The 12,650-nt window shown below is 65.4% G+C and carries 12 protein-coding genes and 1 other RNA gene; 5 read left to right on the top strand and 8 right to left on the bottom strand.

What is annotated here, in order from left to right; genetic code table 11:
* Positions 1 to 45: 45 nt before the first annotated feature.
* The 7 genes from IVB46_RS15520 to tkt form a co-directional block, all read right to left on the bottom strand.
* Positions 46 to 1,128, bottom strand: a complete 1,083-nt coding sequence (locus IVB46_RS15520) for a tetratricopeptide repeat protein (RefSeq protein WP_208073093.1) — start codon at positions 1,126 to 1,128, stop codon at positions 46 to 48.
* An 8-nt stretch (positions 1,129 to 1,136) separates the two neighbouring features.
* Complete coding sequence (locus tag IVB46_RS15525; protein WP_247302278.1) at positions 1,137 to 1,811, bottom strand: thiamine phosphate synthase; 675 nt, start codon at positions 1,809 to 1,811, stop codon at positions 1,137 to 1,139.
* Between the two features lie 3 nt (positions 1,812 to 1,814).
* Positions 1,815 to 2,840 carry a class I fructose-bisphosphate aldolase gene (locus IVB46_RS15530; RefSeq protein ID WP_247302280.1) on the bottom strand — a complete coding sequence of 342 codons (1,026 nt, stop codon included), beginning with the start codon at positions 2,838 to 2,840 and terminating at the stop codon, positions 1,815 to 1,817.
* 243 nt (positions 2,841 to 3,083) lie between these two features.
* A complete protein-coding gene (gene fba, locus IVB46_RS15535; protein ID WP_071916654.1) occupies positions 3,084 to 4,151 on the bottom strand; it encodes a class II fructose-bisphosphate aldolase in 1,068 nt (355 codons plus the stop codon).
* Positions 4,152 to 4,203: 52 nt separating this feature from the next.
* The gene (locus IVB46_RS15540; protein ID WP_063981025.1) at positions 4,204 to 5,400 is read right to left on the bottom strand and encodes a phosphoglycerate kinase; all 1,197 of its coding nucleotides are present in this window, start codon (positions 5,398 to 5,400) and stop codon (positions 4,204 to 4,206) included.
* A gap of 138 nt (positions 5,401 to 5,538) precedes the next feature.
* On the bottom strand, positions 5,539 to 6,546 hold the full coding sequence (gap, locus tag IVB46_RS15545) for a type I glyceraldehyde-3-phosphate dehydrogenase (RefSeq protein ID WP_247302282.1): 1,008 nt from the start codon (positions 6,544 to 6,546) through the stop codon (positions 5,539 to 5,541).
* Between the two features lie 168 nt (positions 6,547 to 6,714).
* A complete protein-coding gene (gene tkt / locus IVB46_RS15550; protein WP_247302284.1) occupies positions 6,715 to 8,700 on the bottom strand; it encodes a transketolase in 1,986 nt (661 codons plus the stop codon).
* Positions 8,701 to 9,015: 315 nt separating this feature from the next.
* Here tkt and IVB46_RS15555 point away from each other — a divergent pair, with 315 nt between their 5' ends.
* From IVB46_RS15555 to IVB46_RS15575, 5 genes are all read left to right on the top strand, one after another.
* On the top strand, positions 9,016 to 9,306 hold the full coding sequence (locus IVB46_RS15555) for a DUF4164 domain-containing protein (protein WP_011084341.1): 291 nt from the start codon (positions 9,016 to 9,018) through the stop codon (positions 9,304 to 9,306).
* Positions 9,303 to 9,686 (top strand): cell division protein ZapA, encoded by a 384-nt coding sequence (locus IVB46_RS15560; RefSeq protein ID WP_028150902.1) that lies wholly within the window; start codon positions 9,303 to 9,305, stop codon positions 9,684 to 9,686. Before IVB46_RS15555 ends, IVB46_RS15560 begins: the two co-directional genes overlap by 4 nt.
* A 59-nt stretch (positions 9,687 to 9,745) precedes the next feature.
* Positions 9,746 to 9,906, top strand: a non-coding RNA gene (ssrS, locus tag IVB46_RS15565) — 6S RNA.
* A 191-nt stretch (positions 9,907 to 10,097) separates the two neighbouring features.
* On the top strand, positions 10,098 to 10,694 hold the full coding sequence (locus tag IVB46_RS15570; RefSeq protein WP_247302286.1) for a 5-formyltetrahydrofolate cyclo-ligase: 597 nt from the start codon (positions 10,098 to 10,100) through the stop codon (positions 10,692 to 10,694).
* Positions 10,672 to 11,496 carry a TIGR00282 family metallophosphoesterase gene (locus IVB46_RS15575; RefSeq protein ID WP_028150900.1) on the top strand — a complete coding sequence of 275 codons (825 nt, stop codon included), beginning with the start codon at positions 10,672 to 10,674 and terminating at the stop codon, positions 11,494 to 11,496. Before IVB46_RS15570 ends, IVB46_RS15575 begins: the two co-directional genes overlap by 23 nt.
* A 70-nt stretch (positions 11,497 to 11,566) precedes the next feature.
* Here IVB46_RS15575 and IVB46_RS15580 read toward each other — a convergent pair whose 3' ends face one another.
* A complete protein-coding gene (locus IVB46_RS15580) occupies positions 11,567 to 12,634 on the bottom strand; it encodes a GTP-binding protein (protein WP_247302288.1) in 1,068 nt (355 codons plus the stop codon).
* Between the last annotated feature and the right edge of the window lie 16 nt (positions 12,635 to 12,650).

The raw sequence follows: 12,650 nt of genomic DNA on the forward strand, positions 1-12,650 counted from the left end.
GCCTGTTTGAAGGATGGGGTGCCCTGCGAGGGCCTTTGCGTCAAGTCATTTGGTCCCGAGCCATTTTCTGGCGGCGGCCTCGGCCTTGCCCCGGTCCTCGGCCGGCAGGTCGGACAATTGCTTGTCGAGCTCCGGATCGCCCTTGCCGGAGGTTTTCGCCACCAGGTGCCATTTAAAGCCCTCGACCTTGTCCACGGACGTGCCCATGCCGTTGATCAGCACCCAGGCCAGGCGGTTCTGCGCGATCGCGCTGCCCTGGCGGGAGGCCTTGCGGAGCAACGCGACGGCGGCCGGCTGGTTCTTCACCGTGCCGGTGCCGTTGAACATGGCGATGGCATATTCGACCTCGGCATCGACATTGTCCGCCAGTGAAGCCGCCTGGAGCAGCCGCACCGCGCGTTCCGGGTCCTTCGGCACGCCGGTGCCTTCCTTGTAGAAGGTCGCCAGCGCGTATTGCGCCTCGGGCAGGCCGGCATCGGCGGCCTGACGCAGCAGCTCGGCGGACCGCTTGACGTCCTGCGGCAGGGTCTGGCCGTCGAGGTAAAGCAGCGCGAGGTTATAGGCCGCCTTGGGCTCGCCGAGCTTGGCGGCGGAAGCCATCAGCTTCACCGCCTCGCTCTTGTCGACCGAGCCGCCGCGGCCGGAAATTCGCAGCATGGCGAGCGCGAACATCGCCTCGCGGTCGCCGGCATCGGAGGCGCGCTTGTACCATTCCAGCGCCTTGGCGTAGTCGCGGCGGATGCCCATGGCGTTGGAATAGAGCTCGCCGAGCATGGTCATCGCCTTGGGATCGCCCGCTTCTGCGCGGGCGGTGGCAAGATCGAACGCCGTCTTGTACTGGCCGCGCTGATAGGCGCCGAACACCAGATCGACATTGGGATTGTCGGTTGCCGGTGCGGGGATCACGGTTGCGGGCAGCGCCGGCTTGGGCGAGGCGGCCGGCTTGGGCGAGGCCGAAGGTTTTGGCGCCGGCGCGGCCTCCTTCTTCTTGGCGGCCGGAGGCGGCTTGGGCTTCTGTTTCTCAGGCACAGCGCTCGGCGTGGCCACCGGCGGCGTGATCTGGAGCTGCGCGGCCGCGGGCGCCGTCAGCAGCAGCGTGGCCAGGATGGTGATGCGCGGGAGCTTCATGTCGGGCGCTAGCCGTGCTCCTGACCCGCAAGCGCAGCCGCATGGGCCTTCTTGATCTCAGCGTCGACCTCGATCAGCGCGGCCTTGGGACCGCGCGGATCGGACCAGACGAAATCGCCGACCAGCACGAAATCGGCGCCGCTGGCGGCGAAGTCGTGCGCCTCTTCGAGCGAGGTGGCAAAGCCGACGCAGGGCGGCTCGAACAGCTCGGCCCACCAGTCCAGCCGCTCGGCGATCGCCTGGGACGACGGGCGTTGGCCCTTTGCATCAGGTTCGCCGAACAGCACGTAGTCCGCGCCTATCTCGCCCGCATCCATGGAATGGTGCCGCGTCGTCAGCCCGCCGACGCCGGCGATGCGATCGGGCTTGAGCGATGGCAGCGCCTCTTTCAGCGCGGCGATGCCGGGTAGGTGCGCGCCGTCGGCGCCGCCACGTGCGACCAGTTCGGCATGACCTTCAACGAGCAGCGCGGCGCCCGCCTTCTGGACCGGCGGGGCCAGCGCCTTGATGCGCGTGATCATGGTGCGCTGGTCGGTCTCCTTCAGCCGCAGCAGCACGGCCGCGACGTCGGCGGCAGCGAGCAGGCCCGGCAGCTCGGCGGCGAACGCAGCGGGATCATCGATGGCAGGCGTCGCGAGATAGAGACGCGGCGCCGGGCGCGGCGGAGGCGATTTGTTCGACAAGATCTAGGCTGCTTTCTTTTCCAGGCTGCTTTGCCATTCGCCCTTGGACGCCAGACCATTCATCCGGGCGCGATGGCTGAATGCACTTTGGCCGGCTGCGACATTCTCGGCCTTGCCGGACCAGGCCTTCTGCGGCGCGGCCTGCAGCGCGCGGCCGTAGGAGAAGGTCAGGCCCCAGGGCAGCGGGCCGAGCTTGTGCATGGCGTTGAGATGCGCAGTCGCCTCTTCGTCCGACTGGCCGCCGGAGAGGAAGGCGATGCCGGGCACGGCCGCGGGCACGCAGGCCCTCAACAGCCGAATTGTCTTCTCCGCGACTTCCTCGACGGGAGCCTGCTTCGCGCATTTCTTGCCCGAGATCGCCATGTTCGGCTTCAGCACCATGCCTTCGAGCGCGACGCGCTGCACGCGCAATTCCTGGAAGGTCTTGTTGAGTACGCGGGTCGTCACTTCATAGCAGCGGTCGATGTCGTGATCGCCGTCCATCAGCACCTCAGGCTCGACGATCGGCACGATCTGCGCGGCCTGGCACAGCGCTGCGTAGCGGGCCAGCGCATGGGCGTTGACGCCGATCGCGGTCATGGAGGGAATGCCGCTGCCGATATCGATCACCGCGCGCCATTTGGCGAAGCGGGCGCCGCGCTCGTAATATTTCTTCAGGCGCTCGGCGAGCTTGTCGAGCCCGACGGTGACGAGCTCGCCCGGGCACATCGGCAAGGCTTGCGTGCCCTCGTCGACCTTGATGCCGGGGATGGCGCCGCTCTGTTCGATCAGCTTGACCAGGGGCGTGCCGTCCTTCGCATCCTGCCAGATCGTCTCGTCATAGAGGATCACGCCGGAGATGCACTGGCTCATGGCCTCCCTGGAGCGGAACAGCATCTCGCGATAGTCGCGGCGATTGCCTTCCGTCGATTCCACCCCGATCGCGTCAAATCGCTTCTTGATGGTGCCGGAGGATTCGTCGGCGGCAAGGATGCCCTTGCCGGGCGCGACCATGGCGGTCGCGATCCTGTTGAGCTCAGTCAGATTCATCGAGAGGTCCTCCCAAAACGATGCTGCCCTTGCCTGTGAAAATAGACCGTTCTCGGGCAATTGCCGAGTTAACGTTCGTCGCAGGGTAAAAGGGGGGCCCTCTGTCATTCCGGGATGCGCCGAAAGGCGCAGGCCCGGAATCCATAACCCCAGGCTGTGGTTATGGATTCTCAGATGCGCAATTGCGCATCATAGCCCACGCTTCGCGTGTCCCGGAATGACGGGAGGATGTGGCTGAAGGCCTTACGCCACCTTCGGATCCAGCTCGCCCTTGGCGTAGCGCTTGGCCATCTCGGCGGGGGTCAGGACCTTCTTGAACTTGGAGGCCTGGCCTGCGGTATTGAACTCCTGGAGCCGCTGCTTGCACAGCTTGGTCATCGCTTCCATCGCCGGCTTCAGGTACTTGCGCGGGTCGAACTCTTCCGGGTGCTCCTTGAACACCTTGCGGATCTGGCCGGTCATGGCCATGCGGTTGTCGGTGTCGATGTTGATCTTGCGCACGCCGTTCTTGATGCCGCGCTGGATCTCGGCGACCGGAACGCCCCAGGTCGGCTTCATCTTGCCGCCGAACTCGTTGATGATGTCCTGGAGGTCCTGCGGCACCGACGAGGAGCCGTGCATCACGAGATGCGTGTTCGGCAGCTTGCGGTGGATCTCCTCGATCACCTTCATGGCCAGGATGTCGCCGTCGGGCTTGCGGGTGAATTTGTAGGCGCCATGCGAGGTGCCCATCGCGATCGCGAGCGCGTCCACCTTGGTCTCCTGGACGAACTTCACGGCCTCGTCCGGATTGGTCAGGAGCTGGTCGTGGCTCAGCTTGCCTTCGGCGCCGTGGCCGTCTTCCTTGTCGCCCATGCCTGTTTCGAGCGAGCCGAGCACGCCGAGCTCACCCTCGACCGAGATGCCGCCGAGATGGGCCATGTCGGTCACGGTCTTGGTGACGCCGACATTGTAGGTCCAGTCGGCCGGGCTCTTGCCGTCGGCCTTGAGCGAGCCGTCCATCATGACGGAGGTGAAGCCGGCCTGGATCGCGGTCATGCAGGTCGCAGCCTCGTTGCCGTGGTCGAGATGCACGCAGACCGGGATGTGCGGATAGATTTCGGTGACCGCGTCCATCATGTGCTTGAGCATGATGTCGTTGGCGTAGGAGCGCGCGCCGCGCGAGGCCTGGATGATGACGGGCGCGTCGACCGTGTTGGCCGCGTCCATGATCGCCAGCGCCTGCTCCATGTTGTTGATGTTGAAGGCCGGTACGCCGTAATCGTTCTCCGCTGCATGGTCGAGCAATTGACGTAACGTGATCCGAGCCATCTGTCTTTTTCTCCGGTTTGGGCCTGCAAGGCCGACTTAAAAGGCCGACTGATTACTTGGTGCGCAGAACTTCGACGCCGGGAAGGGGCTTGCCTTCCATCCATTCAAGAAATGCGCCACCGGCGGTCGAGACATAGGTGAATTGACCGGCCACATGGGCCTGGTTGAGGGCCGCGACCGTGTCGCCGCCGCCCGCGATCGAGATCAGCTTCTTCGCCTTGGTGCGCTCGGCGGCATGCTTGGCCGCCGACACGGTTCCGCGGTCGAAGGGCTGCATCTCGAAGGCGCCGAGCGGTCCGTTCCAGACCAGCGTGGCGGCGTCGTCGATGGCGGCGTGGACGCGCGCGATCGATTGCGGGCCGACGTCGAGGATCATGCCGTCGGCCGGGATCGCATCGAGCCCGTAGGCATGCGAGGGCGCGTTCGCCGCGAAATGATAGGCGACGGTGGCGTCGACCGGCAGGATGATCGCGCAATTGGCGGCTTCCGCCTTCTCCATGATGCGGATCGCCGTCGCGGCGAGATCCTTCTCGGCCAGCGACTTGCCGATCCCAACGCCCTGGGCGTGCAGGAAGGTGTTGGCCATGCCGCCGCCGATCACGAGCGCGTCGACCTTGGTCACGAGGTTTTCGAGCAGATCGATCTTGGTCGAGACCTTTGCGCCGCCGATGATCGCGATGACGGGCTTGGTCGGCGAGCCCAGCGCCTTCTCTAGTGCGACGAGCTCGGCCTGCATGGTGCGGCCGGCATAGGCCGGCAGCTTGTGGCCGAGGCCTTCGGTCGTGGCATGGGCGCGGTGCGCGGCCGAGAAGGCGTCATTGACCCAGATGTCGCCGAGTTTCGCCAACTCGGCGACGAAGGCGGGATCGTTCTTTTCCTCTTCCTTGTGGAAGCGGGTATTTTCCAGGCACAGGATGTCGCCATCTTTCAGCGCCGCTACGGCCGTGGCCGCGGGCTCGCCGACGCAGTCGTCGGCGAAGGCGACGGGCCTGTTCACGACCTTCGACAGCGCTTCGGCAACCGGCTTGAGCGACTCCTTGGGGTCGCGTCCTTTCGGCCGGCCGAAATGCGCGAGCAGGATGACCTTGCCGCCCTTGTCCGAGATTTCGGTGATGGTCGGCGCAACGCGCTCGAGCCGGGTTGCGTCGCTGACGCGCCCGTTGTCCATGGGCACGTTGAGATCGACGCGCAGCAGCACGCGCTTGCCCTTCACATCGACGTCGTCGAGGGTGCGGAATTTGTTGGTCATCGGACACTCTCTTGTCCCGGGCGCATAGCTGCGCGGAGTGCCGCTATGCAGAACCGGGACCTACGCTGGAGGGACATGGGTCCCGGATCTGCGACGCAGCGTTTCACGCTGCATCGCGTCCGGGACACGAGAGCGGAGTTAGATCACCTTCGCGAACGCGACGGCGGTGTCCGCCATGCGGTTCGAGAAACCCCACTCGTTGTCGTACCAGGACAGCACGCGCACCAGCGTGCCGTTCTGCACCTTGGTCTGGTCCTCGTGGAAGGTCGAGGAGTGCGGATCGTGGTTGAAGTCGATCGAGACGTTCGGCTGGTTGGTGTAGCCGAGAATGCCCTTGAGCTGCTGCTCGGAGGCGCGCTTCATCGCCGCGTTGATTTCCTTGGCGTCGGTGGCGCGCTTGGCGACGATCTTGAGGTCGATGACCGAGACGTTCGGGGACGGCACGCGGATCGAGACGCCGTCGAGCTTGCCCTTCAACTCGGGCAGCACGAGGCCGATCGCCTTCGCCGCGCCGGTCGAGGTCGGGATCATCGACATCGCCGCCGCACGGCCGCGATAGAGATCCTTGTGCATGGTGTCGAGCGTCGGCTGGTCGCCGGTATAGGCGTGGATCGTGGTCATGAAGCCGGTCTCGATGCCGACCAGGTCGTTCAGCACCTTCACGACCGGCGCGAGGCAGTTGGTGGTGCAGGAGCCGTTGGAGACGACCAGATGATCCTTGGTCAGCGTGTCATGGTTGACGCCGTAGACGATGGTGGCGTCGGCGCCGTCGGCGGGTGCGGAGACCAGCACGCGCTTGGCGCCGGCGGCCAGATGCGCGGACGCCTTGTCCTTCGCGGTGAAGATGCCGGTGCATTCCATCGCGATGTCGACGCCGAGATCCTTCCAGGGCAGCTTCGAGGGATCGCGCTCGGCGGTCACCTTGATCTTGCCGCCGCCGAGGTTGATGGAGTCGCCATCGACGGTCACGGTGCCGGGGAAGCGGCCATGGACGCTGTCGAAGCGAAGGAGATGCGCGTTGGTCTCGACCGGGCCGAGGTCGTTGATGCCGACGACCTCGATGTCCTTGCGGCCGGACTCGGCAATAGCCCGCAGGATGTTGCGGCCGATGCGGCCAAAACCGTTAATTCCGACGCGGACTGCCATGTTTCATCTCCTTATGACCGTTCAATGACGTGTTCGATAACCCCGATCATCCCGCACAACGCGCTTAGCGCGCCTGCGAGGGTTTTTTAGGGCGGACGCCCGGTTCGGCCGGGCGATGCTTGATCATATGAGAGACTACGTAGTCCTTTTTTTTGGCAAGCTCAACTCTCAGCTAACGCGCTTCAGCACAGCGTTAACCGCAGCCTCGGCGGTAATGCCGAAATGCTTGTAAAGATCCTTCGCCGGCGCGCTCGCGCCGAACGAATGCATGCCGATAAAATCGCCATCCTGGCCGATCACGGCGTCCCAGCCCCAGCGCACTGCGGCCTCGATCGCGACCTTCACCGGCGCGTTGCCGATGATCTCGGCACGCTTGGCTTCTGGTTGCGCTAACAAAAGCTCGAGCGAGGGCACCGAGACCACCCGTGACGCGATGCCGCGCTCGGCGAGCTGCTTCTGGGCGGCGACCGCGATCTCGACCTCGGAGCCGGAAGCGAACAGCGTTGCCTTGGCTTCGCCCTGGGCGGCGACCAGCTCGTAGGCGCCGGCTGCGCAGGGAATGTCGTTCGGCGCATTGGTGCGGAGCTGCGGCAGGTTCTGACGTGTCAGCGCCAGCACGGTCGGGCCGTCGATACGATTGAGCGCAAGCTCCCAGCACTCGGCGACCTCGATGGAGTCGGCGGGGCGGAACACGCGCATGTTCGGGATGGCGCGAAGTGCCGCGAGATGCTCGACCGGCTGGTGGGTCGGGCCGTCTTCGCCGAGGCCGATGGAATCGTGCGTCATCACGTAGACGACGCCGGCGCCCATCAACGCGGCAAGGCGCATCGCGGGACGCGCATAGTCGGTGAACACCAGGAAGGTCGCGCCGTTCGGCGCGAAGCCGCCATGCAGGAAGATGCCGTTCATCGCGGCCGCCATGCCGTGCTCGCGGATGCCGTAATGGATGAAGCGGCCCTTGGGTGTCTTGGCGGAGAAGGCGGTCGCCGACTTCGCCTTGTTGTTGTTGGAGCCGGTGAGATCGGCGGAGCCGGCGAGGAATTCCATCGGCATCGCGCCGGCAATGACTTCGATCACCGCTTCCGAGGATTTGCGGGTCGCCGCGGTCATCGGCTTTTCCAGCAGCTCCTTCTTGTACGCGCGCACGGCCTTCGCGAGCGAGGCCGGACGCTCGTGACGCAGACGGCGCTCGAACTCGGCGCGCTTGCGGCTGCCGAGCTCGCCGAGCCGTCCTTCCCATTCCTGTCGTGCCGCCGCGCCGCGGCTGCCGGCTGCGCGCCAGGCCTTAAGCACGTCATCCGGCACCGAGAACGGCTCGAGCGAGATGCCGAGATTTTCCTTGGCGGCCTTGAGCTCGTCGGCGCCGAGCGCCTCGCCATGCGCCTTCGCGGTGCCGGCCTTGTGCGGCGCGCCGAAGCCGATGGTGGTGCGGCAGGCGATCAGCGTCGGCTTGTTGGATTTTTGCGCGCGGGTGATCGCAGCGGCGATGGCGGCCTGGTCATGGCCATCGATCTTTTCGGCGGCCCAGCCCGCGGACTTGAAGCGCTTCACCTGGTCGACGGAATCGGAGATCGAGGTCGGCCCGTCGATCGAGATGCCGTTGTCGTCGTAGAGCACGATCAGCTTGTTGAGCTTCCAGTGCCCGGCCATCGCGATCGCTTCCTGCGACACGCCTTCCATCAGGTCGCCGTCGGAGGCGAGCACGTAGGTGTGGTGGTCGACGATCTTCTTGCCGAACTCGGCGGCCAGCATCTTCTCGGCGAGCGCCATGCCGACCGCGGTCGAGATGCCCTGGCCGAGCGGACCGGTGGTGGTCTCGATGCCCTTGGTGTGGAAGTTCTCGGGATGCCCCGGGGTCAAGCCGCCGAGCTGGCGGAACTGCTTGAGCTGATCCAGCGTCATGCCGGCATTGCCGGTCAGATACAGCAGCGAATAGAGCAGCATCGAGCCGTGGCCGGCCGAGAGCACGAAGCGGTCGCGATCGGGCCAATCGGTGACTGCGGCGTCGAATTTCAGGAATTGCGTGAACAGCACCGTGGCGACGTCGGCAGCGCCCATCGGCAGGCCAGGATGGCCCGATTTCGCCTTCTCGACAGCGTCCATCGAGAGGCCACGGATCGCGTTGGCCATGCGGTTGTGGTCGACTTGCGTCATGTCTGAAATCCGTCTGAAATGAGGCGCTTGGCGGTGGTGCGGGCCGCGTGGGGGGAGCCTGGCGGCCACGGAAGGTTGGGCTGGGATAGCACCTCGGTTCCGGGAGTCCAAGGCAATCAAACGTCGGTTTGGCCGTAAAAGTTGGTTAGCAGTGCATAGTTTCGCGGCGGCGTTGCGCTCCGCTAGCTTGCCACGTAAATTTCTGCTTCTAACCGTTTGCCGAACCGAGTCTTTTGCCGGACGGCAAGCCCCACGGGCAAGGCCACAGGTTCCGCCGCTGACTGCATGAACGATCGCGTTTCCAACAGCTCTGCCATGACGGAGTCCTCGGCCGTCGAGATCGAGATCGCGACCCGCAGACTCATGGCGGCGCTCGACGCGCTCGAAAGCGCGGTGGAGCGGCGGCGCGATGCCGATCGCGACGAGAACGAGCTCGCGGCGCGAATCCAGGCACTGGGCGCGGATCGCTCGCGGCTTGCCGATGAGCTCGACGGCGCGCTGGTGAAGGCGCGCAAGCTCGAGCGCACCAATCGCGAAATCTCCGATCGGCTGGATTCCGCAATCGTCACGATACGCTCGGTGCTCGATACCGGAGAGGACGGATGAGCCACATCAACGTCACCATCAACGGCCGGCAATACCGCATGGCCTGCGAGGAGGGCCAGGAGGTGCGGCTGCTCAAGCTCGCCGAAAGCCTGGAGACGCGAATTCAGTCGCTGCGCGGAAAATTCGGCGAGATCGGTGATGCCAGGCTCACCGTGATGGCGGCGCTGACCGTCTGCGACGAGCTGGTCGACGTCGGCAACCGCGTCCGCACCATGGAGCAGGAGCTGACTGAGCTCAGGGATTTCCGCAACGCCGCCGTCGAGCGCGCCCGGATGACCCAGACCGCCGTGGTGAATGCGCTCAACGCCGCCGCCGAGCGCATCGAGAAGTCGACCCAGGTCCTGAACCGGACGGTGGGCAACGGGATCGCGATCGGCTGATTTTGGGCGGACCGCCCGTTGGGCTGGCGGTTCGTCAGTATCGTTGTTACATTGCGCGGGCGAGGCTGCGACGTGCGTCAGGAGCCATATATCCCCGGGGCCTTATCGATCCTTTAGGGAACTGTCCCTGGCCGGGCCCGTGGGCTCGGACATATGGTGCCCACCTACTTTCGTAGGGAACTCCGGGATCGAGTGCTTCAACGGCGTTCGCGGCTTCGCACTTTTGTTTGCTTGGTTTGTGCTTGTCGAAACAACTGCGGCCAGTTCGGTAGATGTCGTGCTCCGGCTCGCCCGGGGCATTCAGTACGCCGCGGCCTCTGTGTGAATCACCACCGCCTCTGGAATGCTGGATCACCCGTCCCGGTGCGCAAGGGCGCACAAGGTGGGTGATGACGTGGGGGACCAAAGCGCATGTCCAATTCGAAAGCCGAACTCCGTGCCAAAGCCCTCGCGGCGCGCGATGCGCTGAGCGAGAAGAAGCGCACCGCCGCCGCCGCAAAGCTCGCCAAGCGCGGGCTGCCGTTCCCGCTCCTGCCCGGCAGCATCGTCTCCGGCTATTCCCCGATCCGCAGCGAGATCGATCCGCTGCCGCTGATGAAGGCACTCGCCGAGGCGGGCGCAAAGCTCGCGCTGCCCTGCGTCACCGCCCGCGGCCAGTCGCTGATCTTCCGCATCTTCCATCCGAACGACCGCCTGATGCTCGGCCCGCTCGGCATTCCCGAGCCGTCGCCGGCCGCGGCCGAAGTCATCCCCGACGTCATGCTGACGCCGCTCGCGGCCTTCGACCGTCTCGGCCATCGCATCGGCTATGGCGCGGGGCACTACGACCACACCTTCGCGCATCTGCGCAAGACCAAGCAGATCGTCGGCATCGGGCTTGCTTTTGCGGCCCAGGAGATCAAGGCCGTTCCGGCACTATCGCACGACGTCGCGCTGGATTATGTGCTAACGGAATCGGACGTGTTCGATTTCCGGAGTTCTGAAGTTGCGCATTCTCTTCGTGGGTGATGTCGTCGGCCGTAGCGGCCGCAACGCCATCGCCGAATATCTGCCCGGCATGGTCAAGGACTGGTCGCTCGATTTCGTCGTCGTCAATGGCGAGAATTCCGCCGGCGGCTTCGGCATCACGGAAGCGATCTATCAGGAGTTTCTCGATGCCGGGGCCGACGCGGTGACGCTCGGCAATCATTCCTGGGACCAGCGTGAAGCCCTGGTGTTCATCGAGCGCGCCGAACGCCTGGTGCGGCCGACGAACTACCCGCGGGGCACGCCCGGCCGCGGCGCCGCGCTGGTGGAGACCAAGAACGGCAAGCATGCGCTCGTCGTCAACGCGCTCGGCCGCGTCTTCATGACCCCGTTCGACGATCCCTTTGCCGCGCTCGAGCGCGAGCTTGGTGCCTGCCCGCTCGGCGTTGCCGCCGACGCCATCGTCGTCGACTTCCATTGCGAGGCGACCAGCGAGAAGCAGGGCATCGGCTTCTTCTGCGACGGCCGCGCCAGCCTCGTCGTCGGCACCCACACCCATGTGCCGACCGCCGACCACCAGATTCTGTCAGGCGGCACCGCCTACATGACCGACGCCGGCATGACCGGCGATTACGATTCCATCATCGGCATGCAGAAGGAAGAGCCGCTGCGGCGCTTCACGTCGGGGATTCCCTCCGGCCGGTTCGAGCCGGCGGCTGGCGTCGCGACGCTCAGCGGCGTGGCGGTCGAGACGGACGATGCGACGGGACTCGCGCTGAAGATTGCGCCGGTGCGCGTCGGCGGCCGGCTGGAGCCAGCGACGCCGAAATTCTGGTTGAGCTGAAGTCTCGCGGTATTGGCCACCCTCCCCCTCCAGGGGAGGGTAAGAGCAGCGTCGCTCATTTCGACGCGCCTCACGCCGCGGCGCGAACGGCCTGCCAGAGCTCAAGCACGTCCGCACGCGCGATGCCGCGTGTGATGAACACGATGCGCGAGCGGCGATCGCTGTCGGGCCAGCCGCTGAGCGCGACCGGCGGATGGAAGACGTGATGCACGCCATGGATCACGATCGGCGCCGGTTCGTCACGGAGATTGAGGATCCCCTTCACCCGCAGCAGATCCTGGCCGCGCGCGTTGCGTAAATGCGCAAGCCAGTGCGTCACGGCCATCCAGTCGAGCGGCTCGTCGAACGCCAGCATGAAGCTCGCGATCGACGCATCGTGATCATGATGGCCATGATCATGGTGCGCGTGATGATCGTGATGCGAATGGCCGGCGTGCGCATCTGGTTCCGCGAAGGCCCGCTCGTTGAGCCAGCGCTCGACGTCTATCCTTTTCAGCTCGGGATCGATCAGGCCGGCGCCGAATAGCTGCGCGGGATCGATCTCGCCGTGACTGACGCTTTCGATTCTGGCGCCGGGATTGAGCCGCCGCAGACGCAGCTCAAGCGCCGCGATGTCCTCGACCAGGTCACTCTTGGTGATCAACAGCCGGTCGGCCAACGCTACCTGTTTCACCGCCTCATACTGCCGGTCTAGCTGATGCGGCGCGTTGACCGCATCGACCGTGGTCACGACCGTGTCGAGCCGCAGGAAGTGCGAGACGAGCGGATTGTTGAGCAGGAGCTGCACGATCGGCGCGGGGTCGGCGAGCCCGGTGGTCTCGACCAGGATACGGCGGAACGGCGGAATCTCGCCGCGGTCCCGCTTCACCAGAAGGTCTCGCAGCGTCTGCTCCAGGTCGCTGCGGATGGTGCAGCAGATGCATCCGCTCGCGAGCACGGCGACTTCGCCGTCGACGCGTTCGACCAGGAGATGGTCGAGGCTGACTTCGCCGTACTCGTTGATGATGACGGCGCTGTCTTTCATGTCGTCGTGGCGCAGCAAGCGATTGAGCAGCGTGGTCTTGCCGCTGCCGAGAAAGCCTGTGATCAGCGATACCGGAAGTCGCTGCGCGGATTTATCGCTTTCGAACAGGCCCATGGGAAGCTCTCGCGTC

Source organism: Bradyrhizobium sp. 61, assembly GCF_023073075.1.
GTDB lineage: Bacteria > Pseudomonadota > Alphaproteobacteria > Rhizobiales > Xanthobacteraceae > Bradyrhizobium > Bradyrhizobium barranii.